Raw genomic sequence first — 25,341 nt, 5'->3', positions numbered from 1 at the left:
ATGGACGACCCATCTGCAGAAGCCGCCGCGGCGCGGAAGGCGCTGGCGGAGCATCCGTTTGGTGATGACGCAGCGGAGAAACGGCGTCAGTATGTGGCGGCGAACCGTGACCGGATCCGTGAGATGAATCGGCTCTGGCGGTCGGAACATCTCGACCGGGCTCGAGAGTTGAATCGGGATTCGATGCGTCGGGCTGCGGCTCGCCGGCATCGTGAGGCGGAGGTGCGGGCGCGGGGGAGGGAGCGGGCGAAGCGGTGGCGGGTGGAGCATCCGGAGCGCCGGCGTGAGTATCAGCAGCGGTGGGTGGCGGAGAACCGCGAGAAGGTGCGCGAGTACTACAACCGTTATTACGAGGCCCATCGTGACGAGGTGAATGCCCGGGCTGCGGCCAGGCGGGATGCGGACCCGCAGCGTACGAAGCAGATCACCAGGCAGTGGGCCGAGCGCAACAAGGAGCGTCGGGCTGAGCCGCAGCGCAACCGGCGCAGTGATCCGGAGATCTACCAGTCCGAGCTGGAGGCCAACGCTGCGGCGAGACGGCTCATGCGCAGCCTGAGTCGGGCCGGGCTACCGCCGAAGCGTCTTCACGTTGCGACTGCGGCTGAGCGCCGGGCCAACGAGCACGAGGCAGACGCGTATTTCCACGACCCATCGCGGCCCGAGCATCTGCGGCAGTTCACGGTGTTCGCCGAATCGCTGACCGAGCACATGCTCAAAAATGGCGCGTGCATGCGCGAGTTCGCCGAGGCCTACGTGGAGACCAGGGCACGTATGGGACTCCCTCCAGTACCAGTGGAGAACATCGTCTACGTCCGTGCTGTAGAGATAGTCACAGAGCAGATGCGACGGGTCGACCTGCTGACCAGCCGCGACGTCGCCGCTGCCGTTCGGAGCACGAAAGCCGCGGTCGGGCGTGAGGAACAACGGCAGCAGTTGAAGGATCTCGTGAAGATGATTGTGAACGATGTGGGCCGCAATCGAGAGCGGTATTACTTCGACTCGGAATTTGAGAATAGATTGAGGGTGAACCGCGGATTGGCGCGTGTGCCCATCGAGTCGCTGATGGTGGAGATCGCCTTGCGGAACGTCCTCCAGCGTGTGCCCACTGACAGGCTCACGGCCGACGACGCTCGGCATGCTGCCCGCATCGCGAAGCTTTACATTGCAGCTTCCACCCACAAGGCAAAGTCGCGGGTAGACGATCGGATCTACCTAGGTCTTTCGGATAGGTGATTTGGGCGTTGTCGTCTGCTTCCAAAAAAATTGAGACGGCAAGAAAGCCAGAACGGTTCACTGTGCTATTTGTCGCATCCGGGCTCTAGGCCTTGGTTTGGCTAGAAATGTCTTTATGCATGAATGCACGCTTGCGAGTCAAACAGCAACGGTTCACTGTGCTCGAGCACGAACGTGTGCGCGGGAAAGTGCCGGGCACGAACTAGATGCCCTGCACTACCGGACGCATCCTGACGATGCGTCAGTCGCTTCCTCATGCTCGAGTCGCCCTTCATAAGAGAGTGGAATACGCGCTCCGGTCGCTTGCGTGCGCGTCCTTTTCCGGGGGCGCGCCTAATATGCCATTCTGTCGGTATGGCAGTCGACGTGCAGGACTTGGACGACATCGTTGCTTTCTCGACAGTCGCGCACATAAATGCAGATTCCGTGGAAGTGACTTTTGTCCACCGGGGCGGTTTAGTGAAAGACGTCCGCATTCATTACGGCGAGATTGAAAATGGAAAAGCTGTTCTAGGAGATGGGCTGGACCTCGAAAGTATGGAACGTACCGTCCGGGCCACGATTTTCAAAAGCGATAGAGTCGATCGCACTTCGGTCGTTGGCGACTACGCTATCGCTTTGAACTCAGCGACACAGGCGGCTGTGTTTATAACTTGGATCGCTGCGTCAGGAGGGGTGCAGGTCTCGGCTACTGGACTCGAGTTGAGCTATATCGGTGCCGGCCCGTTCGAGCTGGGGCCAGTTCTCCAGGGAGACGAGGCGATCAAGTTTTTGGTCGATACGGCGATGGTAGAAAACGGCGATGTCGATGATTCGAAAAAGGCAATGAATCCTCAAGGTAATTTTTTCACCGAGCTTTCAGTCGCTGGCTACCGAGGGTTCGCTGAGGCTCGACAATTGCGACTTGCGCAACCGAAGGGGTCCCATGGCTCTGGACTCACCGTACTTGTCGGCGCTAACAACAGCGGGAAATCGTCATTCCTTGAGGCTCTTCAAATAATTGCTCGAGCGCGCTTTCAGCGAGACCTCAGTTTTCCGCAGCCTCGCCGCCACCACGTGGCCGATGCTGTGACCGTGCAGCTCACACGCAGTGATGACCGAAAGCTCCGGGTCGAGACCACCCGACCAGGTAGTAGCCAAGCCACAATAACCTGGCTGCCCTCGGACTTGAAACACGATCAATTCGATATTCAGGTCACCCCTTCGCGACGCCAGTTCAGTCCATATTTTGGAAATTCTGGAATAGCCGACCGAAATTGGGGTCTCCTTGATCAGGAATATTCTCGCACCCAGCTACGAGAACAATTTGTGGGAAGACTCCGCACGGTCGATCGAGATGCGAGCGCGCGAAAATCTTTTGATGTTCTCCTCGAAGAAATCATGGGTGCGCCCCTGATATGGACTATTGACGAGATAGCCACTGGCCAACAGTTCCTGAAGCTGATCGAGTCTGACGGAGCTTGGCACACAAGCGAAGGCCTTGGTGACGGGCTCGTAAGTCTGCTGTTCATCGTTGATGCGCTCTACGATTCTAAGCCCGGTTCGCTTATCGCTATCGATGAACCAGAGCTGTCCTTGCACCCTCAATTAGTGCGTCGATTGGGGAGAGTCCTGTCGAGGTACGCTGCTGATCGGCAAATCGTGGTCGCAACCCATTCGCCGCTGCTTGTCGACTGGGCAGACGTTGCCAACGGCGCTACAGTCGCCAGGGTGTACAAGCACAATGGGGTTTCTGAGATTGCGCAGGCATCCGACGAGACACTTCGAAAAGTTGCAGGGCTCACCGATTCGCAGAATCCCAGAAATCCACACACAGTAGGAGCGGTAGCACGGGAGGCGTTTTTCCTGGAAGACGGCATCATACTTACCGAGGGGCAAGATGATGTCGTATATCTCCCACGCGTCCTCCAAGATCTTGGTCTACCGCCCACGGATAACATCTACGGGTGGGGCTCTGGAGGTGTGGGCAACGTTCCGACGCTCGCTGGGCTGTTCGTAGAACTGGGGTTTACGAAGATTGGCGCCATTCTCGATGACGATAGGCAGCCCAGTACGCTGGCGGCAGTTTCGAAGCTCGAATCCATGGGTCCGAAGGTATTGGTGCGCCAAATTCCGGCGCCGGACATCCGGTTCAAGAGTGCGGCAGGGGCAAGGCTGGAGGTCGTAGGCATGTTGGATGTTGACGATATTCACGTCCGGTCGGATATCCGGGACGAGGCCAAGAAAATTCTCCAGGACATTCTGAATCATGTATCTGGGAAGACGGCGATTTAGAGTGTGACATGACTCCGAATAAGGTGTCCGCTTCCGGACCCTCTACTGCCGGGCTAGAGCGCCGATTAGCCCGAATGTGTTTAGGTCGGGTCCTTGAGTCTTCACACCCCGTGTGCTCCTATGACGCCGATTAAGGTTGACGACAGGTGAGAGGAGAAGGAGTTCTGGAGTTCTGGTCCACGGGGCTTCGGCTTTGTTCAACGAGCGCGCATCGCGGGCTGTAGATGGTTGCAGGGTGACTCACTGTGTCCGCTCGAATCTGAGTGGCAGTTGCCATGACCACAAACGCACCATAAACCCCAAAATCTGACCAGATTCAGGCCGTATCTCGCCGTACAGCGAGTAAAATAAACCCCATGAGAACCGCGGAATTCCGCGGAAGTCTGCCCCATATGCAGGTGCGCACGACCACCTCGACGCCTATCATTTGTTCTTGGTTCGAGGCCAGGGACCCAGCACTGAAAGGTGCGGAAGCGGCTCAGCAATGGTGGCGGGAGCGTCTGACACGAGGTCGCTGCTGTCACATCTGACCCGTAGGGTGCCGGCGTCAAGGACTCCAATTGGGAAGGTCGTCGCGAGCTCGGACTGGGAATGCGCAATTGTGGTGTTCCTGAAGGCACCAATCAACCGATGTAGGTCCTCAAGCTCGACGGGAATCGATATGTGGTCGGTTGTAGACTTCCGCACGTTCGAAGTGAAGAAAGTGCGGCAGTAAGCGAGAGCCGCGAAGCCGACAAGGTACACCGCCGCATCCCGAAGCGGGGAATCCTCGATGCCGTCGCTCGCCAGGTCGAGAGCATAACGAGCTTCGCTGAGATCGGTGCCATAGCTCAACAGTTCCGCGAACAATCGGACGTCCGCGGAATCCGGGATCATCACGTATTTGAAGGCTGTCTCTCCGCCGATGTTCACAAGACCATCATCGCGGATACTTTATGCCGAACTGTCACGGTGAATCGATCCTGATTTTCCTGCCAGCTTCTCTATCGCGAAAGGATTCGGATAGGCGCAATCCGCACCGAGGTTCGCGAGTGATCGGTTCGAATCAGGGGCTGCTGACAACATCTCATATGTCGGCGCGTTAAGAAAAGTGCCCGACCGTTGCCCTACGCATCGGCCATCGACGATGGTCGCAGTAAGGCACGTCGATTCTGGACTACATTTCAACCGTCGCTGACACTGACTTGGGATTTTTGAACCCGTTACTGACCGCCGCCCCAGGCACTGAGCCCTGCGATCAGACAAATTCCGCGCGAGCAGAGAATACGGTCTCAGCCTCACGCCGCCGCGCAACATCGTCAGCGACGAACTGCACGAAGTCCTCATCACGTCCCCGATAATGCGTGTCTTCGCTCCCTGTGCCTAGTAAGCGGGCAGTCGCCGGCCTTCGTGCATTTCAATCGCATGGATATCGTTCCTCTGCTCATCATCGCCGAGGTCGACTTGCGTCGCGGGCTGGCGATCGTCGGCAAAGTCCTGGACCGCTAGGTGCTCGCGTTGCCGTTCTTCAGGTGACTTGCACAACCGCCTAAGGGACCGTCAGCGACCCGACGACTTGTCGTAGGCCCAGATCGCGATGCTAAAGTCCACGCGATCCGAGGGGTCGAGTGGGTTCCGGCCGACTATCTGTGACACCCGGCCGAGGCGGTGGCGAACCGTGTTGACGTGCAGGAATTCAACATTGGCGGTCGTTTGGAGCGAGCCCCCGTAATTTAAAAATGTTCGTAAGGTCACAAGGAGGTCTGATCCGCCGCGTACTTCCGGCGAAACTAGGGGCCGAATGAGTTGGTCTACGAAAGGGAGCAAACGTGCGCGGGGCTGCTGTTCGAGCAGAGCCCCCAGGCTTGTGAGGCTTTCGGGACCGGCCACCGACCCCCTCTTTCGCGCGAGAAGGAGAGTCGCGCGTGCCTCGGCAATGCCCTGAGCGATCTCCGGAACCGCGACAGGACTGCTGTAACCGCACACGAGGCTGAGCTCTCGGGCCGTGGTGTGGACAACTTCCGCGTTAGAGGTCAGGACAAAGACCACCTCGGCGGTGTCGGCGATGAGCGCCTTGTGAAGATATGCGGCAATTGGTCGCGCGGTTGATGCCGGCCACGCGGACACGGTCAGCCGTGATCCGGCGAGACCCGCCCGCTCAATTTCGGGAACGAGTGCGGCGTGATGTGCGAGGCCGTCGCCGATCAGGCTGAACAGCTGGCCCACACGATGGCGTTGCTCGCCCTGTCGGACCTCGCGTTCGCGCCGAGCTATTTGCATGACCCGCCCGATCTGCGCCAGTATTTCCTGGTCAGACGGAGTCTCAGGATGGTACCAGCGCAGCCATTCATCTTCGCCAAGATGCACCTCAATCGGCTCACCGACCAACTCGCCGGGATCGCGCGACCTGGTTGTATCGACAGATTCTCCCGGCGCCTGATAAATAAAAGACCCTCCAAGCACTTCCGCTACGGTGTCGAGCATCCCACTGATCGTATCGCCGGAACGGAGACTTTCAAGCAGGCGCGTCATGAGGGCACCGTCGCGGATGCTATGACTCGTCTGGGCGCGCAACCTAGCGTCGACAATCACATCGTTCACCGCAAGGAACGGCACCCCGTGTGACATTTCGACGAGAGCGACTGACATCCGCCTGCAGGCACGAATCAGTGCGGGTGGCGCTTGAGTGTGGACCTCGCCGAGTCCTAGACAAATTCCAGCTGATCCGGATGCGCGCACGGCTTCGACGAACCGCGAGCAGCTCTGCGCATCCACGAGCGAGCCGCCGACCGTGCATACGAGTTCGTCGTCCCTGAGGTGTGGCCGCGGATCAACCATTTCCGTCGAATGAGCCCAGGACACTGGCCGCTCGAGGTCGGCGGGCGTTCCAACGATGACGCGCATGCTCAGTGTCTGCTCCGCAACGAGACGGCCAAGCCGCAAGCCCAGGGCTGAGGGGTTGGGAATGGAGTACCTCACCTTTGCTAAGCGAACCTGACCGTTTCTCGCGTCTAATTGCGGAGAATTGTTGTAGGTTACTACATCGCGTCAACGTCCTAAAGGTGTTTTCTACAACGGGTGGCGGTGCGGGTTGACAGCGTTGGACGCGCCAGCGAATAATTGCGCCTAGCCAAAGGAGGCCCCATGAGTCGTCTCGCTGATCAGCCCGTCGCCGAGGAAGGTCACGTGCTCAGGCGCGACTTCAAGTTTCTCTCCTCATTCGCATTCGCGTTCGCGTTCATATCCCCGATTGTCGCCCTGTACGGCATCTTCGGGCTCGCACTTACGACCGCAGGCCCTTCGTTTTGGTGGGGCTTCCTGATTGTCTTTGCGGGCCAGATGCTCGTGGCGCTGGTCTTCGCCATGCTTGTTTCGCGCTGGCCACTCGAAGGTTCCATCTATCAGTGGTCCTCACGTTTGCTTGGACCCGCTTTCGGCTGGTTCGCGGGGTGGGCCTATATCTGGACCCTCGTAATTGCTATGGCGACTGTGGCGCTCGGCGCCGCCGGATTCATCGCAAACATCGCTGGGATCGAGGAACCGTCTGGCACCGACCGGGCATGGATTGCATTCGTGATTTTGTTGCTTGGAACTGCCGTCAATCTCGCGGGGCACACCGTGCTGAAGGTTTTCATGATCGCGAGCATCGTCGCCGAGGTAATCGGCTCAGTCGGACTCGGACTGTGGTTGATCATCTTCCATCGAGTCAACGACTTTAGCGTGCTTTTCGAGGGCAGAGCAGGTACCGGAACCGAGGTCGACTATCTCGCTATCAGTGGTCCTTTCCTCGTCGCTCTCGCCTTCATCGGGTTCTCCTTCGTCGGCTTCGAGAGTGCCGGATCAATCGCTGAGGAGGTGAAGGAGCCGCGCACCAACCTGCCGAAGGCCATTCTCTTCTCGATCTCGTTCATCGCCGTCATCGTGATGTTCACGAGTTTGTCGATCATTCTCGCTATTCCCGACCTCGACGCCGTCGCAAGCGGGGAAGTCGGCGACCCCGTCTACGAGACGCTGACTACACAACTCGGCGAGGGCATCGCCGTCCCTCTAGAAATCCTCTTCGTCATCGGCTTCCTCGCGAGCTTCCTCGCACTTCAGACGTCTGCTTCAAGACTGATCTGGGCGGCCGCCAGGGACGGCGCGCTTCCGGCCGCGAAGGTACTGACTCGACTAAGCCGCACGCAGCGTCAGCCCGTCGGGGCACTGCTCATCACGACGATCATTGGAACCGTGCTATTCCTGTTGAGCAACGTCGCTACGGACATTTACACGCTCATGGTCAATTTCACCGCCGGCGGTTTCTACTTGTCCTTCCTGTTCCCGCTCATCGGCTTCGTCGTCGTGCTGGCCCGAAATCAATGGAAGCCCGGCGTGTTCAGCATCGGACGGGCGACACTTCCCGTTGCGGTCGTCGCGCTCATCTGGGCCACTTTGCAGTTCATCAATATTGCCTGGCCACGCGCCGTGTACGAGCAGGTATATCTCGACTGGTCGATCATCATCGGCACTGCGGTGATAGGTGTTGTCGGCGCCGCCGTGTATCGGTCTGTGCGCGGCGCCATTCCCAACGTCGTCGGGGTCGAGTACCGAATGCTCGACGAGTCGCCTGTGCCAGAGGTAAGGCGTCGATGACGAACGCCGCTCGTGTTGCAGTGGTGACGGGCTCCAGCAGTGGCATCGGCGCGGCGGTGGCGACCGAACTCATGATGCGAGGCTGGTTGGTGGCCGGCCTAGACCTGAATGCGTCTCCCGATTGCTCGCTCTCGATTGAGGTGGACATGACCGATCTCGAGCGGGTGGGAGTCGCCATCCGCTCGATCGAAGCCGAGCTTGGCGTGGTCTCAGCCGCGGTATCCGCTGCTGGCCACTACGAGATGGCCTACATTTCAGACATCACGGTTGCCCAATGGCAGCGGATGCTAGCAGTGCACCTAGGCGGATTCCTTCACCTCTCGAAGTCTGTGTTACCTCAAATGCTCGCGGCCGGCAATGGTTCGATCGTTGCCATCGGCAGCGAGCTGGCGGTCGGCGGCGGGGGATCGGGCGACGCACACTACGCGGCAGCGAAGGGCGCGCTTCTCGGACTCATGCGCAGCCTCGCCGTGGAAATGGCACCGATGGGTGTGCGCGTTAACGCCGTCGCCCCCGGCCCGACCGACACACCGCTGCTCCCAGTGGACTCGCCGTGGCGTGACCCCCTCTATTTGAGGACGCTGCCGATTGGGCGGCTCGCGAGCCCGGCGGAGGTCGCCCTCTGCGTTGCCTTCCTTATTGATGCCGGAACCTTCTGTGTCGGGGAGACACTCAATCCGAACTCGGGAGCAGTAATCTGATGACGGAGTTGAAGCTCACCGGCAGGGTCGCCCTTATTACCGGAGCGGCTCAGGGCATGGGCTCCGCCCACGCGCGACGCCTCGCCAGCGAAGGCGCTTTCGTTGCCATCAACGATCGCGAGCCGTCCGAAGCGCTGTCCGCGCTCGCAGCAGAGATCGGTGGGATCGCGGTACCGGGAGATGCTTCCGATCCCGATGAAATTGCGGACGTCGTGCGCCGAGCCAGCGACGCGGCTGGGCCTGTCGATATCCTCGTGGCGAACCACGCCTACATGACGATGGCCCCATTCCTCGAGGCCGACTTGGGGGATTGGTGGAAGATCGTTGACACCAACCTCGGTGGCACCCTTCACCTCATCCAGGCAGTCCTGCCGGGGATGCGCAGCAAAGGTGAGGGCCGGATCGTGGTCGTATCGAGCGAATGGGGCGTGACCGGGTGGCCAGAAGCGAGCGCATACTCGGCATCGAAGGCCGGGGCCATCGCGCTGGTGAAGACCCTTGGCCGCGAACTGGCGCCAGAACGGATCATCGTAAATGCGATAGCCCCGGGAGTCACCGACACTCCGCAACTCGCCGTCGACGCGCAGGCTGAAGGCATCTCGCTAGAGCAGATGCACGCCGTCTATAGCAAGAGCATCCCACTCGGCCGCATCGGCCGAGTCGACGAAATCGCCGCGGCCGTCGCGCTGCTATGCGATTTCCGGATCTCGGCCATGGTCGGCCAAGTTGTCCAAATCAATGGCGGTTCGACCCGCGGGCGCGCATGAGCGCGCAGAAATGAAGGAAGTCATGAATAGCCGTGAACCCGTTATGCGTGCCGCTCCCGTCGGCCAGGTGGATGGACAGGCCTCACCCCGATATGCCGGGCTGACCACATTCGCCCGGTTGCCTCGTCGTGAGGATGTTGCGGACTGGGATGTTGCGGTGGTGGGTGTTCCGTTCGACTCCGGAGTGACCTTTCGGCCCGGTGCCCGTTTCGGCCCAACAGCCATACGTGAGGCGTCGAGGCTTCTTCGCCCGTACAACCCTGCCCTCGACGTACTCCCGTTCGAGCTCACACAAGTCGTTGACGCGGGCGACATCGCCTGCAATCCGTTTGACATTCCCGTTGCGCTCGAGGAGATACAGGCGGGACTCGCTAACCTGATGACGGACGGACGGCCTGTCGTCACCCTAGGCGGCGACCACACGCTCGCGCTCCCCGCACTTCGCGCCGTTCACGCCCAGCACGGACCCGTCGCGCTCGTTCATTTTGATGCGCATTTAGACACCTGGGACACCTACTTCAACGCGCCTTACACGCACGGGACGCCGTTTCGTCGTGCCTCCGAGGAGGGACTGCTACGGAAGGATCGATCTGCACACGTCGGCATCCGTGGATCGCTGTACGACCCGAAAGACCTCGTTGACGATGAGAAGCTCGGCTTCACCATCGTGCACTGCCGTGATTTCGACAGGATTGGAACCGACGGCATTCTCGAACGCATCCTCGATCGGATCGGCGACGCCCCGCTCTACGTCTCAATCGACATCGATGTGCTCGACCCCGGGTTCGCCCCCGCGACCGGCACTCCTGAGGCGGGAGGGATGACGAGCCGCGAGTTGCTCGAGGTTCTCCGCGGACTGCGCGAGACTCGCATCGTCTCCGCCGATATTGTTGAGGTTAGCCCTGCGTACGACCACGCGGGCATCACGGCGGTCGCCGCCGCGAACGTCGCCTATGAACTGGTGAGCATCATGGCAGCTCAGTCCACACGATGACCGCCGCAGGCGGCATCGAGTGGCCGAGGGGGTTTACATCCGCGGCTGCATTTACTTTTGACGTCGACGCGGAGTCGGCGGTGTTGTGGAACGCTCCGGAGAACGCAGCCCGGATGAGCGTGATGAGCCATCAGGCGTACGGGCCGCTCGTCGGCGTCCCTCGCCTCCTAGACCTGCTCAACCACCATCAGATTCGATCGACATTTTTCGTTCCCGGCTACACCGCGCACCGGTATCCGCAGACAGTGCGGGACATCGTCGCGGCCGGTCACGAAGTTGCCCACCACGGGTATTTGCACGAACAGCCGACCGCGCTGAGCATCGATCGACAGGTGGCGGCCCTAGATCATGGACTTGAAGCGTTGCAAGAGGTCGCTGGAGTGCGCCCCCAGGGATACCGTGCCCCGATGTGGGACCTGTCCTGGCAGACTCCAGCGCTCCTCGCACAGCGCGGATTCCTCTACGACTCGAGCCTCATGGACGCCGACGTTCCATACGAACTGAGCGTTACACCCGGTTCCGCGGAATCCATCGTCGAGATCCCCATTCAGTGGGCCCTCGACGATTGGGAACAGTACTGCTACCTGCCAGACATCACCGGCACCGGGCTCATCGAAACACCAGCAAAAGCGCGAGAACTGTGGACTGCCGAGTTTGAAGGGCTGGTGGCGGTCGGCGGATGCTGGGTGCTGACAAATCACCCGTTCCTGTCGGGTCGCCCGGGCCGGGCGCGTCAACTCGGCGAACTCATGGCCGAGGTAGTGGGTACTTCCGGGGTATGGGTTGCATCGCTTTCGGAGATTGCGGAGCATACCCGGACCCTCGGTCTTGAGCCCCGGTCTATCCAGTATCCCGACGTCGACCCACGGCCCAAATAGACGCCCCAGAACGACTAACGCTATAGAGCTGACGCGGCAATTCTCCACACGGTGGGTTCGGAGCGCTCGGCGGCGGCAATCCTTTGTCGGGGGGCGGGAGAGCGCGACCCCGTATAGGAACGGAGCGCGGGCAAGCATCCGTGTTGAAATGGTGCGCTCGATACTTTCGCCCGCACGCATCCGGATCTAAATTTTTTTCTCAGGTAACCGATATTGCGCGCCATCGCTTGCTGCGATGACAACATCTGGAAGGCTGCGCCATGTTCGAATTCATCCTGGCCGCCACGGCCCGCAGTTACTATTTCGTGCGCCGGTTCATGCCGTCCAACGTCGTGATCGACGCCATCAACACTCGGCGCGGTCTCAAGTGGGGCATGCCCGCAATCCTTCTCGCAGTCCCATACGGGTTCGCTGCGGCGTACTGCGCATGGTTGGTCGAAGCCGGTGGCTCTGGTTGGCTCTATGTGCTCGTGCTGCTGTTTGTTTGGAATGCGCTCAAGTTTCTCGTTGTCGGGCCCATGAGTCTGATTCGCGTGGTTGTAGTGCGAGTTAGTGAAGCCGGCGCGCGCCGTCGCACGACGCACCTGTTGCTTTCCGAAAACGTCGGGGTAAAGCGCGTGGGCGAGCCAATGCTCGTGTCGAGGCGCAGCTAATATTCTGGCCAGTCACGGCCGGTGTACCTCCTGTTAGCGACATGATTGGCTCACACCCGTCCGCTCAGAGGAGGCTTCGCTATGACGATCCCGCAGGAGAAGTTCGATGATCTGCTCAGTCGCACCGCGTTGGCCGCGCTTTTTCACTATCCGGAGATCGCCGTCGAAGATGCTGGCTTCAGCTTTCAGAATGACATTGCGCACTGCCTGTAGCCTATTTCCGCGATTCCGGGCGAGGACGCCGAACGGCTACGCGTGGCGGTCGGGCGCGTGATCACGAATCCGACGGCCCATCGCTCTCAACTGCTCGCGCTGATCATCGAGATCGCACCGCCGCCGGCTGCGTAACAGCGATCATGAACGCCCTGTCCGATGAGAACAAAGCGCCGGTACGTCTGCCCTCTGACCTGGAGGCCGAGAAGCGGCGCCAGTATGTGGCGGCGAACCGCGACCGGATCCGCGAGCTAAATCGACTCTGGCGAGCGGAACACCTTGACCGAGCCCGGCAGCTCTACCGCGACTCGATGCGTCGAGCCACGGCCCGCCGGCACCGCGAAGCCAAGGTGCGTGCCCGGGGAAAGGAGCGTGCGAAACGCTGGCGAGAAGAACACCTCGATCGGAGGCGTGATTGTCAGCGGCGGTGGGTGGCGGAAAATTGCGAGAAAGTCCGCGAGTACTACAACCGTTATTACGAGACCCTCCGCGATGAGGTGAACGCTCGGGCCGCCGTCATACGGGACGCGGACCCCGACCGCACGAAGCAGATCACTCGGCAGTGGGCCGAGCGCAACAAAGAACACGTGCCAAGTTGCAGCGCAACCGGCGCAGCGATCCGGAGATCTACCAGTCCGAGCTGGGGGCCAATGCTACTGCACGACGCCTCAAGCGCAGCCTCAGTCGGGCCGGCCTCCCGCCGAAGCTCCTGCACGCGGCGACCGCGGCAGAGCGACGCGCGAACGCTCGCAAAGCCGACGCCTATTTCAATGACCCATCGCGGCCCGAGCACGTGCGGCAATTCACTGTGTTCGCCGAATCGCTGACCGATCACATGCTCAAGAACGGTGCTCGCATGCACGAGTTCGCCGAGGCCTACGTGGAGACCAGGGTACGCATGGGGCTCCCGCCGGTGCTGACCGAGTTTATCATCTACGCCCGAGCCGTCGAGATCGTCGCAGAGGGGATGCGTCGGGTCGACCTGCTGACCGGCCGCGACGTCGCCGCGGCCGTGCGAAGTACGAAGGCCGAGGTACGGCGCAATGAGCGCCAGCGGCAGTTTGATCGCCTCGTGAAAACCATCGTGGCGCAGGTTCATCGAAATAGCGCGCGGTTTGGTGTGGACGCGAAGATGGAGAACCAGACGAGGGTACGTCGAGGGAAGCCGCGTGAGGTAGTTGAGTCACTGGTAGTCCGGCTCGCCATACAGGAGGTTGGTCAACGTGTGCCCACCGGCAGTCTGTCGATCGCGGATGTTGGGAACGCCGCCCGGATCGCGCGGCTGCATCTTGTGACGTCCTCCCAGGCGCGTCGAAATGCCGGCGACGATCGAATTTGCCCAGGGCGCTTCGGTAGGTAGCGGCTTCGTCGCCGCACGTACGAGAGTGGGGAAAGGGCCACGACAACAGTAGGACCGTGAAGAAATGGGGCTGGTGCTATGTTGCACCGCGGTGAGAGCGGCACCTTCCCATGTATGGGGGCCGTGAGCAACTGAAGCTCATGGTTCTAACACACGCCAACCCAACGCAGCTAGCGGGTGACGTTACCGTGCCATGAATCCTCCGTCGATGGGCAGGTTGACGCCGGTCACCCAAGCGGATTCATCGGACGCGAGATAAAGCACCGCGTATGCAACGTCTAATGGCACGCCTAAACGCCGAATCGATTGATTGGCGGTGTTGACCTTTTCATATTGAACGATGCCACCGGGGAACGCGTTCGCTATGCCTTCCACCAAGGGGGTGAGCACTGTGCTGGGGTGCACAGAGTTCACGCGGATGTTGTATTTGCCGTAAACGGCCGCATCCTGTTTGGTCTGCATCGTCACGGCGCCCTTGGCCACGTGATAGGCCGTAAATTCTTCATTTCCAGTCAGGCCGTAAATGGAAGAAAAGTTGACGATAGAGCCAGCGTTTTGGCGAATCATGTAGGGAACGGCGTGTTTGGTGGAGAAGAATACGCCTTTGACGTCCACAGCGAACAGGGAGTCCCACTCGGCTTCAGAGAGTTCGTGCGTGGGCTTATCTACGCCGATGATCCCGGCGCAGTTGATCAGAATGTCAATGGTGCCGAATTCGGCCCCGACCTCTTGGTAGACCCGGGCAACATCGTCTTCGCGAGCAACGTTGAGTTGCCAGAATCGCGCTTGGCCACCCTTACTTGTGATTGCCGCTACTACGTCACTACCGAGTTCTTCATTGAGGTCGGTCACAACAACTGTCGCGCCTTCTCGTGCGAAAAGTTCAGCGGTCGCGCGCCCCATGCCGGATGCGGCGCCGGTGATGACAGCTGTTTTGTTCATGAGTCTGTTCATGATTGCTCCTTCCAATTACTTCTGTTCGCTGAGAAGGGTAGATGTATTCGTATCGTGGTCTGGCCATCACCGGTCGGACCACGACACGAGCGGGAATCCTATTGGGTGAGTGAGACAGCGACTGGTTCGGTAGCGAAGAACGCTTGATAGCCGTTCGCCGCGGCATCTCGGCAGAATTGCTGGTACACCTGCCCACCTCCCATGTAGACCATGAACTCTTCCGTTTTGCCGGCAACATTGTCGCCGAGGAACCAGGCCTTGGCTTTGCGACCCTCGGAGTACATGACCGTTGCCTTGCCGGCTCGGTCGACTTCGTCGGCCCACCACTGTTCGGATTCGAGGGTGGCTTCCAGCCGTTCGATGCCGTGCTCCTCCGCGAAGGAGATAGCTCGTGCCATCCACTGGGCACCGAGCTGAATCGGAACCGGGAGGTTGGAGTACGGCGTCTGCGGCCCGAGCGACATAAGAAAATTTGGGAAGCCATTGACGGAGATTCCGAGGTTACTGCGAAGGCCGTTCTTCCACTTGTCTCGCAGGATTAGGCCGTCCCGCCCAACGATGTCGATATTGGTCAGGGTTCCGGTCATCGCATCGAAGCCCGTCGCGCAGATGATCACGTCAAGTTCGTATTCGGTGTTGCCAACCCTGAGCCCCTTCTCCGTGAAGGTCGTTATGGGGGTGGAAGCCGTGTCAATCAGGGCGACGTTTGCGCGATTGTAGGCGGCGTAGTATCCATGGCCAGTGGGCACTCGTTTGCCATTGAAGGAGTAACCCTTGGGGGAGAGCAATTCAGCGGTTGCTGGGTCCTTCACGATTTCGCGAATCTTCGATCGGATGAACTCGGCCGCGAGTTCGCTCGATTCGTGGTTCGTCGCGAGGTCGTTGAAACATTCGTTGGCGAAGTGGAATCCGCCCTCGTTCCACTTGCTCTGGAATATTCGTTCGCGTTCTTCTGGGGTCACCTCGAGGGCGCTCTTCTCAGCCTTCTCCATTGCCACTCCGAACGGGTGGTTCGCGGCCTTCGCGTAGATGGCGTCATAGTTGTCCTTGACGAATTGCATCCACTCAGCATCGACCGTTTCATTGTTCGTTTCAACAATGAAGTTCGGTGTGCGCTGAAAGACAACGAGCTCTTCGGCCAATGGCGCAATAGTCGGCACGATCTGAATCCCCGATGCTCCGAGGCCGATGATTCCGACCCGCTTGCCCGCAAGGTCAATGCCGCCACGGGGCCAGCTCGAGGCATGGTACAGCTGGCCCGTGAACGCCTCTCGACCCGGAATGTTGGGCCAGATGGCTTGGGATAATACGCCCATGCCCGAGACCAAGTATTTCGCGGTCTGATAGTGGCCGTCCGCAAAGTTGACAGTCCAGAAGTTGCCGACTTCGTCGTAGATGGCTGATTCCACGCGGGAGTTGAACTGAATGTCCCTGCGGAGATTCAGCCGGTCGGCGACGAATTGTAGGTAGGCGAGAACTTCCTTGCCCGAAGGATAGCGTTCTGTCCAATTCCATTCTTCGCGTACCTCTTTTGAGAACGAGAACGAGTAATAGCTGAACTCGCTGTCAGTTCGTACTCCCGGATAGTTGTTTTCCCACCAAGTGCCGCCGACCTCGGAGGCTGCGTCGACGACGAGCACGCGCTGACCGATTTCGCGGAGGTGGTGCAGGATGGCAAGACCGGAGAAACCAGCCCCGACGACAATGCTGTCGTAATCGGTTCCAGCGTTGGAACCGCAAGTGCCTGTATCTGAAATTGACATGATATTTCCTTTCATGAGGTCGCGTTTGTCCGCGCCTCGCGACGTCGGACGCGAAGGTGGAGGGTCAGAGAGAGAGCCGGCCGGCCAAATACCAGGTGGCCATCCTGGCGATTTCCTCATCGGCGCGCGGGTGACGGCCGGCGAGGAATGGATAGACGTGCTGCATGCCCTCTCCGACCGAGAACGTCACATCGACGCCCGCGCCGAGAGCGAGCTCGTGCAAACGCGCGCTGTCATCGAAGAGGGACTCGATGTCGCCGGTGCATATGTACAGGCGGGGGAAGCCCGAGAAATTCGCATATAACGGGTTGACGCCCGGATCTGTGGGATCGGCGGCACCGTCGATGTAGCGATCGATGTTCGCCTGCAGGCCCTCCGGCGCGATCAGGAAATCGGTGTCGTTATTGGTGACAAGAGTGGTGCCACTATTTTCCATGTCGAGCCAGGGAGACATGGTCAAGACCTGATGCGGGAGAGGGAGCCCTAGGTCCCTGGCCCGAAGGGTCATACTGATGGCGAGGTTGCCCCCGGCGCTATCGCCGACCAGGGTGATGTCATCCGGAAGGTAGCCATCCTCTAGCAGCGCACGATAGATGCTGAGCCCGTCCTCGATTTGCGTTGGATACTTGTGCTTCGGGGCAAGTCGGAAATCAGCCACGAATGACATCGTGCCGCAGGCCTTGGCGATGTGACCGGCAAGTTTGCGATGACTGGCGGATGACCCAAGAGCGAATCCGCCCCCATGCATCACGATCTGCATCTGCCGGGGATCGCTTCCCACCGGCGAGACGAGGATTCCCGGAACGCCGCCTAGCGATGTATGCGTGTAAGTCACCTCCGCTGGCTCCGCTGTTGCGCGTTGCCAGTCATCGAAAATGATGCGCAGCAATCCCACGGACATGTCGGGGTACTTCGAAATTTCTTCGATCCACTGAGCGTAGATCGTGCCGAGCAGATCGGTCGGCTTCACTGGCGGCATATGGGACTCCTCATTGTGCGGGGCCTCGTTGCAGCATTGCGCAGAGGCATCAGGCCGGGAAATGCATTCCCAACGACCTCAGACTGCCTCGTGATTTTGACCCGGAACAGTGTCGTCTCAATTTGACGCACCGTGATTTCAAGCTGACCCAAGAACTGTCGGAAATGAATGTGAACATGAGAATCACCCGGGGAAACCTGGGCACCAACACCCCGGAAAAGCAATACTGTGGGATATCTTCGTCCCTTCGGGACCTACGGCTCAACTTTCGTCAGAGACGACGATTTTTGGTCAATGAAGATGCCTGGCCTTCGGATGCGAATTCGCGGGTCCGGGTTAGCCCCAGGCTCCTACCGAGAGCGACAGTCACAGACTTTCGGTGTGCACTCTCGAATTCCTAATACCAAGAGAAAGAGTTGCCATGTTCGCAAAGACCACGCTCTCGCTCGCCGCACTTGTTGCAGCGAGCGTACTGGTTCTCACCGGCTGTTCGACGGGCTCCCCTGCAGCTGGGTCCATTGACAGCGCCGTTGTGGATCAGGAGATCGGCCTCGCCGGCACGCAAGACCAGATTCTGGACATTTCGGAATTCTGCGGAACTGAACCCATCAAGGTTGCCTATGCCGACGGCTTCGGCGGCAACTCGTGGCGCAAGATCACCCGAGCCATCTTCGAGGCCGAGGCCGCGAAATGCTCCAATATCACTGACGTCATCTACACGGATGCCCAAGCTGACACGCAGAAAGCCATCTCTGATATCAACGCCCTCGTTGCACAGGGGGTAAACGTGATCGTCTCCTTCACCGATGGCGGGGAAGCTCTCCTGCCCACCATTCGGAAGGCCACACAGGCCGGCGTGAAGTTCGTGCCGATCATTGCGTGCCCCGGGGGCGAGCCAGGGACAGACTATGTCGACTGTGTCTCCGAAGACGTCCTAACCTACGGCAAGGGCCTGGCCGACTGGACGATCGCTCAGATGGGTGGCAAGGGCAACCTCGTCATGTCAGGTGGACAGGCGGGTAATCCCTACTCCGCCGCCGTGTATGAGGGGGTAAAGAAGGCCGTCGCTGAAAACCCTGGCATCATCTTGCTAAACAAAGAAATGGGTGATGTACCAGTGGACACTGGCTGGGAGCCAGGCAAGACGAAACAGGTCTTTGCGGGCTTGATCACCAAGTTCGGTCAGATCGACGGAATCGTCGCTGATTACGGTGGAGGTTCCGTAGGTGGCGTCGAAGCGTTCGTCGACGCAAACCAGCCGGTGCCACCGTGGTCCGCCAACGACTCCAACTCTTTCGCCTGCCTGTATTACAAGTACAAAGACACCCAGCCTACGTTTCAGATCGCTACGGAATCGTCTCGCAACTGGGTAGCTGTCCCGGCCCTGCATAAAGGACTCGCCGCATTCAACGGAGTCGAGAACACCGAGCCGTCGACCTACAACCTGGGCATTATTGAGGACTCCACTAACCCTGACATGATGCCCGTTTGTGAAGAGGACCTCCCGAATGACGCCATCATCTCGTCGGGCCTGTCGGTTCAGGATCTGACCGACCTCTTCAAGTAGCAAGAATTAAGTCCGTCGGTGCCGGAGGAACAATGTTCCTTTGGCACCGGACGTGATCCACCCATCTACTTCGACGCCGAACCAGTTCTCTCGTCGAAAATTTCTGAACGGAGACAGTCATGAATCGTTTACAGGGCAAAGTCGCCATTGTGACGGGTGCCGGGCGCGGTATCGGCCGCGCTACGGCCGATCTCTTCCTGAGCGAGGGCGCAACCGTCATCGCCACCAGCCAATCCGAGCATTCAGACTTCCCGTCCGGGGTCGAGTTCGTTCAGCAGGATGTCGCTGACGAACGGGGATGGGGCGAACTTGTCTCTGATGTCGTGGCACGGCACGGTCGGGTCGACGTACTCGTGAACAATGCTGGGATTATCGCGTACGAGCCGCTCCTCGAGCTGACGATGGCCGCGTGGGAACGCGTCATTGCCGTCAACCAAACCGGGGTTTGGCTCGGCATGCGTGAGGTAATTCCGCACATGGTGCAACAGCGCGCCGGTTCAATCATCAATGTCTCGTCGATCTGGGGGAATGCCGCCGTGGCTGGGGCTCACGCGTACCACGCCACCAAGGGCGCTGTTCGAACGATGTCGAAGAACGCGGCCATTACCCACGCGACGCACGGAATTCGCGTGAATTCACTACATCCCGGATTCATCGCGACACCGTTGACGGACGCTCAGGCGGATGACGTCAACGAGTTCGTTATCGGCCACACCCCCATGGGACGTGCCGGCCTGCCCGAAGAGATTGCTTACGGTGCCCTCTTCCTCGCTAGTGACGAGTCCCGATTCATGACCGGATCAGAACTCATCATCGACGGTGGATACCTCGCTCAGTAGGACGGACTGACAAATGACTATCGAAGAACGTCCCCCCACGCAGTTGCTGTCGCTCTCCCCGGAGAAGGTGGTGAAAGCCGGCACCGTCGTCCTCAAGCTCAGCGGGATCGTCAAGACCTTCACCGGCGTCCGAGCCTTGACCAACGTGGATCTGGAGGTCGTCGCCGGAGAAGTACACGCCCTTGTCGGCGAGAACGGCGCCGGCAAGTCCACGCTGATGGCGGTCGCATCGGGAGCCATGGAACCCAACGCTGGAAGCGTGGAGATCGTCGGACAAGTTTTGACCAGCGCCTCCCCAGACGAAGCACGCAAGCTTGGACTTGGCATCGTGCGGCAGGACCCGGCGCTGCTTCCTCACCTAACGGTTGCCGAGAACATGGCAATCGGCGTGGGCTACGCACTCGCCGGTAGTTTCAAGCGCGCCCCTGCCTGGGCGCAGGCGCACCTAGACCCCTGGCAGATGGGGATCGACGCCCGTTCCCGGGTAGAGGACCTATCCGTCGAGCAGCGATTCATCGTCGAAATCGCGAAGGCTCTGGCCCTCAAGCCCCAGGTGCTCATCCTCGATGAACCCACCGAGCATCTCAGCAGCGACGAGGTGCAGCGATTGTTCCGCCGAGTGCGTGAGGTGGTTGCCGGTTCGGCTGCTGTCGTCTACATTTCGCACCGTATTCCAGAGGTCAAGGAGATCTCGGACCGCATCACGGTTTTACGTGATGGACAAGTGCGGGGAACCTTCCACGCTACGGACGTCGACGAACAACAGATCATCGAATTGGTCATAGGGCGGGCTCTTGAAACTGTATTCCCCCCAAAGGGGGCGAAGTCAGGAGCGATCCGAACCGAAGACCGGCTTAAGGTGGAGGGACTGCGGGGAAATCACTTCCACGACATCTCCTTCGCCGTCAAAGCCGGGGAAATCGTGGGTCTCGCCGGCGTACAGGGCAATGGACAGGCAGAACTTATCCGTGCTCTCGCCGGCATCGAGCCGGCCAGCGGAGAATTACTCGTCACTGACAGGTCCGTCCGCCTAGGAAGCAATGCCGCAGCGGCGCGTGCGGGAATCGTCTACGTGCCGTCCGACCGGCACGGAGAGGGCGTTTTCATGCCCCTCACCGTCGGCGAGAACATCGTCATGAAGACGTTGGGCTCGGTCTCCAGGGCCGGCATCATCAGCGAGAAGCGCATCGCGCAAGTCGCTCACGAGCAGATCAAGAACCTGTCGATTAAGACTCCGTCCTCGCGCACCGCGATCGCTTCCCTATCCGGTGGAAACCAGCAGAAGGCTGTGCTGGCCCGGTCCCTGCTCGCAGAACCGACGGTCCTGCTGGCTGAGGAGCCCACCCAGGGCGTTGACGCCGGTGCGAGAGTGGATATTTACCGCATTCTTCGGGACGCCGCCGACAACGGTGCCGCCGTCGTCATCCTCTCCTCGGACGGAGTCGAGCTGGAAGGGCTGTGCGACCGGGTCTTCATCATGTCCCGAGGAAAACTCATCGCCGAACTCGCGGGCGACAAGGTCACCGAGACCGAAATTGCCCGAGCCGCTCTGACCTCGACGACCATGAGGCAGCGGGCAGAGGCGTCAGCATCACGCTCAGGGCGGTTCCGCAGTTGGTTGCGCGGTGACCACTCCCCGGCTGCAGTATTGGGGGTGGTGATTCTGCTTCTGGCCCTGATCGTTGGGAGCAGCAACGGCGCCTACTTCTCGGCCTTCAGCCTCAACAATCTGTTGTTCTTGGCCGCCCCCCTGATCCTCATCGGTGCAGCCCAACAGATTGTCGTCCTGGGATCTGGCTTTGACCTCTCAGTCGGTCCGCTGATGGGCTTCCTCGTTGTACTCGCATCCTTTTTCGTCATCGATGGAGGAAATATCTTCGTGGGACTTGGCCTGATGATCGCGGCGGCACTCGCCGTTGGCTTCATCAACGGGTTCCTCGTGACGCGGTTCAACCTGAGCCCCGTCGTCGTGACGCTGGCCATCGCCCTTGGGCTGCAAGGGGCATTCCTCATGTTGAGGACGACGCCGGGCGGAATTATCACGACCGACGTCACCGACCTGGTGTTCGCGCGCGTCGGCTTCGTGCCCGTCGTCACGATCGTTGCCGTTGCCGTTGCCTTACTTCTCGAATGGGCTCTCCGTCGCAGTCGCTGGGGCGTGGAACTTCGTGCGGTCGGCTCACGTCAGGACGCTGCAGAGCGCCTGGGCATCAATGCACGCCGGGTTCAGCTGCTCTCTTACCTCTTCACCTCGTTCTTGGTGATGCCGACGGCTGTCCTCCTGATGGCGCAGATTGGTATCGGGGACGGTCGACCCAGCCTGCCGTTCACGCTGTCTTCGATCACCGTGATTGTCCTGGCGGGCGCGAGCATTTTCGGTGGGAGGGGATCTTTCATCGGAATCGTCGCCTCCGGGATTTTGGTTGCCCAGATCCTCGGCGTCCCTGCCTTCCTCGGTCTCTCCGGAGCCTGGGGTTATTGGCTGCCCGGACTGATCACTGTCGGAGCGGCCGTTTTGTACGCACAACTTCGCCGAGTAAGGAAGACCTCATGACAAGCCCGGTCGACATGAGAATGGACGTCCGGTGGAAGCGACTGCTCTCTGGCGGTTCTGGTGCCATCTGGATAGCGACGATCGCCCTGTTCCTGCTCAGCCCTATTGTGGCTCCAGGCAGCCTCGACGCGGCTCCGGTAGTTGGAATGCTACCCTTCGCCGCAGTTCTGGGGATCGCGGCCGTCGGCCAGACTCTGGTCATCCAGCAACGAGGTCTGGACCTGTCCGTTCCGGGCATGATGGCCTTCGGCGCAGTCCTCGTCTCGAGCCTCCCCCAGAATTACGGCTGGCCCGCATGGGCGGCCATCATCGCCGCAATCGTTCTGCCTGGTGCGGTGGGGCTGGTAAATGGCATCTTGGTGACCCGCTTCGGCGTCATGCCCTTGGTTGTGACGCTGGGCATGAACGCGGTGCTCCTAGGAACCGTCTTCGGGCTGTCGAACGGCACTCCCGCTGGTGCTCCGGCCCTGCTGGCTGATTTCGCTAGCGACAAATTCGCCGGAGTGCCCAATGCCTTACTGGTCGCGATCATCGTTGTTGCACTCGCCGGATTCATCACCCAGCGGTCCACCATCGGCCGACGCCTCACCGCAGTGGGAGTGAGTGAGAGGGCTGCAGCTGCGGTCGGCATCCGGGTGGGAAGCTACCAGATGCTCGCGTACGCCTTCGCGGGCGTCGCCTACGGAATCGCGGCAGTCCTGTACACCGGATATGTGTCGACGCCGCCGCTCTTTTTCGGGGAGAGCTACCTGTTGCCCACGGTGACCGCTGTCGTCCTCGGGGGCACAGCCCTGACCGGCGGACGTGCCGCCCTTATCTCGACTGGAATTGCGGCTCTGTTCCTCACGCAGTTGGGCCAACTCTTGCGTGCCCTCGGTTGGCCTGAACCACTTCAGCTCGTGGCTCAGGCCGGCGTGCTTCTATCGGTTGTACTCCTGCGCGAACTCGTGCCGGCTCTGGCCCGAGCGAGAGCGTCGCGCGCTGCCCGGTCGCCCAGACCCCGAACCTCGGCTTCGGCCGAAGTCGAACCGGCAGGTTCCACAAGATGATGACCGTGTCTTGGACCCTCTACTCTGTGCCGAGTCGGTATGCCTTCATCTTTCGATACACCGTGGCGCGGGAAATTCCCAAGATGTCCGCTGCTTTCACCCGGTTACCGGATGCCTGTTGGAGGGCCTTCCGAATGGCCTCGAGCTCCATGCGCTCGATGAGGGTCAGCGTCTTAGCGCTCTGCATCGGAATGGGAAGGTCAGTGGGCTGGATAGCGCCCGACTTCCCTAGGGCCGCCAGCCCGACGATAAGTTGCCGCAGCTCTTTTACGTTGCCGGGCCACGAATATGCGCGCAGCAACTCCTTAGTCCTGTCCGTGAGCTCCAATCTAGCGCTGGGAGCTACCGCATCCGCCAACGTGCGCCAGAGCCCAGGAAGGTCATCAGTTCGGTCTCGTAGCGGGGGAATCCAAACGCTCTTCACGTCGAATCGTCGCTCGAACTGCTCGGCATCTGTGGGGGAGTCAGCGGTCAAGGTCAGAAGGAGCGGCGCCGCAGGTTGTCGGGTGTCGAGGAGTGACCGCAGTCCATCGAGTGCAGGTTTGTCAAGGGTCTCAATACCGCGAATGACGATTTCGGTTCGCCCTTGTGTCGCCTCAATCACACGCCCCAGCCACTGGCGTGTTCCCACAATGTGGCGTTCGGCTGCATCAATGAGCGTTATCGAGCTCGGCACAGTCCCTGATTTATACGGGATTCCGAGGGCCAGTGATGTCTTCCCCACCCCCGTTTCACCGACGAGAATCACCGGAGTCTTGAGTGACCGGAGCTTGTCAATGTGGTTGACAACAGCCAACCATTCTGGCGAACGCCCGGCCATTCGCGGTGCCGGAGTTGTGGGGCGGCTGGGGGTTTGGGGAGTTTTAGGTGAAACCCGCGCGCCGACGACAACGACGTTATTTCCCTTCCCAACCATTGTGAGGTCGAGATGGGTGGGTCCCGAAGACAGTTCGACGAGGTATCGCCCGCTGGGACGGTCTTCTTGGCCCAGCGAGCGAATCAGGTTCATATCATGAGCATTCAGCTGGTGGGCCGTCGAGCTTTGAATAAGGGCTCCCTGAGGCCCGAAAGCCACGACCGGGGAGTTTTGTTTTCGGGAAAGATCCAAGAAGACGCTGAACATCTCCCTGGCTCCCGGTTGCTCAACCGACATGAGGTGCTGTTCCAGTTGCGCAGTCAGAGATTTCACCAGCGGTTTGAGCAGGTCACTGCGAGGTGTCATGTCACAGGACAGAGTGATTACCGCCAGCAACTTGCGCGTGATTGGGTGCAGAACGGGAGCTCCGGTGCACACCGCGTCCTGGTATATGTCCGCGAAATGCTCGGTACCACGGATCTGAACACTCGCCCCAGTCGCGACGACGGTCCCCACTCCATTCGTACCGACTACGTTCTCGGCAAGGACCGCACCACGAACCGTGCCGACCCGATCAAGGTGCGAACGAGACTTCCGATCCTCGGACCAACGCTGCAGAATCTGGCCGCGGGAGTCGGCCAGAAGAAGTGCCAGGCCGGTTCCCTCCAGGTCTTCAGCAAACCTGTTCATGGGCGCCCCGAGCATGGCAAGGAGGTGCTCGTCCAGGAGTGCCTCCGGAACGTGCGGCACCGGTCCCACATTGCCCGGGGCGCCGAGCGCCGCTTGGGAACGTTGCCAAGACTCGACCAGACCGATGTTCCGGATTTCCTGAGGAACCGTCGAACCGAGGAAATCTTCCTTGATTGCCTGGGTCAAGTTCGCGTCAAAGTTCGATGTCACGATTCCACTCCAATGGGGATGCCTGGGACGGTCAGTCGACAGGACAAGCCGACAGGCAATCAGACGAACCCCATGCTACTAGCGGGAGGTCGGGTGAGCATAGAAACCCACGCAGACACGAAAGAAGCATTGCCATCTGTAGTACCGTATTACGAGAATACCCTATTAGCGCTAGCAGTCTGCAGAAACGCACTTT

General features: G+C 60.0%; 20 protein-coding genes and 1 pseudogene. 14 read left to right on the top strand and 7 right to left on the bottom strand.

From position 1 onward, the window contains the following. Entirely contained in the window at positions 1 to 1,233 is a 1,233-nt protein-coding gene (locus tag E3T47_RS09835) for a hypothetical protein (RefSeq protein ID WP_134555910.1), read from the top strand. Between the two features lie 354 nt (positions 1,234 to 1,587). Then, complete coding sequence (locus tag E3T47_RS09830; protein ID WP_166805687.1) at positions 1,588 to 3,507, top strand: ATP-dependent nuclease; 1,920 nt, start codon at positions 1,588 to 1,590, stop codon at positions 3,505 to 3,507. Positions 3,508 to 3,930: 423 nt separating this feature from the next. Here E3T47_RS09830 and E3T47_RS09825 read toward each other — a convergent pair whose 3' ends face one another. The 3 genes and pseudogenes from E3T47_RS09825 to E3T47_RS16810 form a co-directional block, all read right to left on the bottom strand. Beyond that, the gene (locus E3T47_RS09825; RefSeq protein WP_134555908.1) at positions 3,931 to 4,419 is read right to left on the bottom strand and encodes a hypothetical protein; all 489 of its coding nucleotides are present in this window, start codon (positions 4,417 to 4,419) and stop codon (positions 3,931 to 3,933) included. Positions 4,420 to 5,046: 627 nt separating this feature from the next. Continuing rightward, positions 5,047 to 5,970, bottom strand: coding sequence for a PucR family transcriptional regulator (locus E3T47_RS09820; protein ID WP_241982139.1), 924 nt, complete (start codon positions 5,968 to 5,970; stop codon positions 5,047 to 5,049). 108 nt (positions 5,971 to 6,078) lie between these two features. Next, positions 6,079 to 6,390 (bottom strand): annotated as a pseudogene (locus E3T47_RS16810) (PucR family transcriptional regulator ligand-binding domain-containing protein); the annotation flags it as partial. Positions 6,391 to 6,630: 240 nt separating this feature from the next. On the opposite strand from E3T47_RS16810, the gene E3T47_RS09815 reads away from it, so the two are divergent. The 8 genes from E3T47_RS09815 to E3T47_RS09785 all read left to right on the top strand — a co-directional run bounded on the left by E3T47_RS09815 (position 6,631) and on the right by E3T47_RS09785 (position 13,684). Next, positions 6,631 to 8,118: an APC family permease gene (locus E3T47_RS09815; RefSeq protein ID WP_134555906.1), complete on the top strand. Its 1,488-nt coding sequence runs from the start codon at positions 6,631 to 6,633 to the stop codon at positions 8,116 to 8,118. Then, the gene (locus E3T47_RS09810) at positions 8,115 to 8,819 is read left to right on the top strand and encodes an SDR family NAD(P)-dependent oxidoreductase (protein ID WP_134555905.1); all 705 of its coding nucleotides are present in this window, start codon (positions 8,115 to 8,117) and stop codon (positions 8,817 to 8,819) included. The genes E3T47_RS09815 and E3T47_RS09810 overlap by 4 nt, the downstream gene beginning before the upstream one ends. Further along, positions 8,819 to 9,586: an SDR family NAD(P)-dependent oxidoreductase gene (locus tag E3T47_RS09805; RefSeq protein ID WP_134555904.1), complete on the top strand. Its 768-nt coding sequence runs from the start codon at positions 8,819 to 8,821 to the stop codon at positions 9,584 to 9,586. Before E3T47_RS09810 ends, E3T47_RS09805 begins: the two co-directional genes overlap by 1 nt. A gap of 22 nt (positions 9,587 to 9,608) precedes the next feature. Continuing rightward, the gene (gene speB, locus E3T47_RS09800; RefSeq protein WP_166805686.1) at positions 9,609 to 10,580 is read left to right on the top strand and encodes an agmatinase; all 972 of its coding nucleotides are present in this window, start codon (positions 9,609 to 9,611) and stop codon (positions 10,578 to 10,580) included. 80 nt (positions 10,581 to 10,660) lie between these two features. Further along, on the top strand, positions 10,661 to 11,458 hold the full coding sequence (locus tag E3T47_RS09795; protein ID WP_241982138.1) for a polysaccharide deacetylase family protein: 798 nt from the start codon (positions 10,661 to 10,663) through the stop codon (positions 11,456 to 11,458). 260 nt (positions 11,459 to 11,718) lie between these two features. Beyond that, positions 11,719 to 12,111, top strand: a complete 393-nt coding sequence (locus E3T47_RS09790; RefSeq protein WP_174844667.1) for a sulfate permease — start codon at positions 11,719 to 11,721, stop codon at positions 12,109 to 12,111. Between the two features lie 81 nt (positions 12,112 to 12,192). Next, positions 12,193 to 12,324, top strand: a complete 132-nt coding sequence (locus E3T47_RS16570) for a hypothetical protein (RefSeq protein ID WP_277871820.1) — start codon at positions 12,193 to 12,195, stop codon at positions 12,322 to 12,324. Between the two features lie 595 nt (positions 12,325 to 12,919). Continuing rightward, the gene (locus E3T47_RS09785; RefSeq protein ID WP_134555902.1) at positions 12,920 to 13,684 is read left to right on the top strand and encodes a hypothetical protein; all 765 of its coding nucleotides are present in this window, start codon (positions 12,920 to 12,922) and stop codon (positions 13,682 to 13,684) included. A 183-nt stretch (positions 13,685 to 13,867) separates the two neighbouring features. Here E3T47_RS09785 and E3T47_RS09780 read toward each other — a convergent pair whose 3' ends face one another. The 3 genes from E3T47_RS09780 to E3T47_RS09770 form a co-directional block, all read right to left on the bottom strand. Beyond that, complete coding sequence (locus E3T47_RS09780) at positions 13,868 to 14,638, bottom strand: SDR family NAD(P)-dependent oxidoreductase (RefSeq protein ID WP_134555901.1); 771 nt, start codon at positions 14,636 to 14,638, stop codon at positions 13,868 to 13,870. A gap of 98 nt (positions 14,639 to 14,736) precedes the next feature. Continuing rightward, positions 14,737 to 16,401 (bottom strand): flavin-containing monooxygenase, encoded by a 1,665-nt coding sequence (locus E3T47_RS09775; RefSeq protein WP_134555900.1) that lies wholly within the window; start codon positions 16,399 to 16,401, stop codon positions 14,737 to 14,739. Positions 16,402 to 16,465: 64 nt separating this feature from the next. After that, the gene (locus tag E3T47_RS09770; RefSeq protein WP_241982136.1) at positions 16,466 to 17,371 is read right to left on the bottom strand and encodes an alpha/beta hydrolase; all 906 of its coding nucleotides are present in this window, start codon (positions 17,369 to 17,371) and stop codon (positions 16,466 to 16,468) included. A 430-nt stretch (positions 17,372 to 17,801) separates the two neighbouring features. Between E3T47_RS09770 and E3T47_RS09765 the strand changes: the two genes are divergently transcribed. The 4 genes from E3T47_RS09765 (at position 17,802) to E3T47_RS09750 (ending at position 23,389) form a co-directional block, all read left to right on the top strand. Continuing rightward, positions 17,802 to 18,947, top strand: a complete 1,146-nt coding sequence (locus E3T47_RS09765; protein ID WP_134555898.1) for a substrate-binding domain-containing protein — start codon at positions 17,802 to 17,804, stop codon at positions 18,945 to 18,947. A gap of 119 nt (positions 18,948 to 19,066) precedes the next feature. Beyond that, complete coding sequence (locus E3T47_RS09760) at positions 19,067 to 19,786, top strand: SDR family NAD(P)-dependent oxidoreductase (protein ID WP_134555897.1); 720 nt, start codon at positions 19,067 to 19,069, stop codon at positions 19,784 to 19,786. A 13-nt stretch (positions 19,787 to 19,799) separates the two neighbouring features. After that, positions 19,800 to 22,340: an ATP-binding cassette domain-containing protein gene (locus E3T47_RS09755; RefSeq protein WP_134555896.1), complete on the top strand. Its 2,541-nt coding sequence runs from the start codon at positions 19,800 to 19,802 to the stop codon at positions 22,338 to 22,340. Further along, positions 22,337 to 23,389: an ABC transporter permease gene (locus E3T47_RS09750; RefSeq protein ID WP_134555895.1), complete on the top strand. Its 1,053-nt coding sequence runs from the start codon at positions 22,337 to 22,339 to the stop codon at positions 23,387 to 23,389. Before E3T47_RS09755 ends, E3T47_RS09750 begins: the two co-directional genes overlap by 4 nt. Before the next feature lie 19 nt (positions 23,390 to 23,408). On the opposite strand, the gene E3T47_RS09745 is transcribed toward E3T47_RS09750, so the two are convergent. Further along, positions 23,409 to 25,121, bottom strand: a complete 1,713-nt coding sequence (locus tag E3T47_RS09745) for a sigma-54-dependent Fis family transcriptional regulator (RefSeq protein ID WP_134555894.1) — start codon at positions 25,119 to 25,121, stop codon at positions 23,409 to 23,411. Positions 25,122 to 25,341: the final 220 nt, after the last annotated feature.

The sequence above is a fragment of the Cryobacterium ruanii genome (genome assembly GCF_004404055.1).
GTDB lineage: Bacteria > Actinomycetota > Actinomycetes > Actinomycetales > Microbacteriaceae > Cryobacterium > Cryobacterium ruanii.
The sequence above is the reverse complement of the archived record's forward strand: the minus strand, read 5'-3'. Positions and strand labels throughout refer to the sequence as shown.

What these genes read in the sequence shown, in the direction of transcription:
- E3T47_RS09780 (WP_134555901.1), bottom strand. Translation starts at nt 14,638, where the DNA reads ATGAACAGACTCATGAACAAAACAGCTGTCATCACCGGCGCCGCATCC.
- E3T47_RS09830 (WP_166805687.1), top strand. Translation starts at nt 1,588, where the DNA reads ATGGCAGTCGACGTGCAGGACTTGGACGACATCGTTGCTTTCTCGACA.
- E3T47_RS09805 (WP_134555904.1), top strand. Translation starts at nt 8,819, where the DNA reads ATGACGGAGTTGAAGCTCACCGGCAGGGTCGCCCTTATTACCGGAGCG.
- E3T47_RS09750 (WP_134555895.1), top strand. Translation starts at nt 22,337, where the DNA reads ATGACAAGCCCGGTCGACATGAGAATGGACGTCCGGTGGAAGCGACTG.
- E3T47_RS09760 (WP_134555897.1), top strand. Translation starts at nt 19,067, where the DNA reads ATGAATCGTTTACAGGGCAAAGTCGCCATTGTGACGGGTGCCGGGCGC.
- speB (WP_166805686.1), top strand. Translation starts at nt 9,609, where the DNA reads ATGAATAGCCGTGAACCCGTTATGCGTGCCGCTCCCGTCGGCCAGGTG.
- E3T47_RS09765 (WP_134555898.1), top strand. Translation starts at nt 17,802, where the DNA reads ATGTTCGCAAAGACCACGCTCTCGCTCGCCGCACTTGTTGCAGCGAGC.
- E3T47_RS09820 (WP_241982139.1), bottom strand. Translation starts at nt 5,970, where the DNA reads ATGCTCGACACCGTAGCGGAAGTGCTTGGAGGGTCTTTTATTTATCAG.
- E3T47_RS09775 (WP_134555900.1), bottom strand. Translation starts at nt 16,401, where the DNA reads ATGTCAATTTCAGATACAGGCACTTGCGGTTCCAACGCTGGAACCGAT.
- E3T47_RS09755 (WP_134555896.1), top strand. Translation starts at nt 19,800, where the DNA reads ATGACTATCGAAGAACGTCCCCCCACGCAGTTGCTGTCGCTCTCCCCG.
- E3T47_RS09815 (WP_134555906.1), top strand. Translation starts at nt 6,631, where the DNA reads ATGAGTCGTCTCGCTGATCAGCCCGTCGCCGAGGAAGGTCACGTGCTC.
- E3T47_RS16570 (WP_277871820.1), top strand. Translation starts at nt 12,193, where the DNA reads ATGACGATCCCGCAGGAGAAGTTCGATGATCTGCTCAGTCGCACCGCG.
- E3T47_RS09835 (WP_134555910.1), top strand. Translation starts at nt 1, where the DNA reads ATGGACGACCCATCTGCAGAAGCCGCCGCGGCGCGGAAGGCGCTGGCG.
- E3T47_RS09790 (WP_174844667.1), top strand. Translation starts at nt 11,719, where the DNA reads ATGTTCGAATTCATCCTGGCCGCCACGGCCCGCAGTTACTATTTCGTG.
- E3T47_RS09810 (WP_134555905.1), top strand. Translation starts at nt 8,115, where the DNA reads ATGACGAACGCCGCTCGTGTTGCAGTGGTGACGGGCTCCAGCAGTGGC.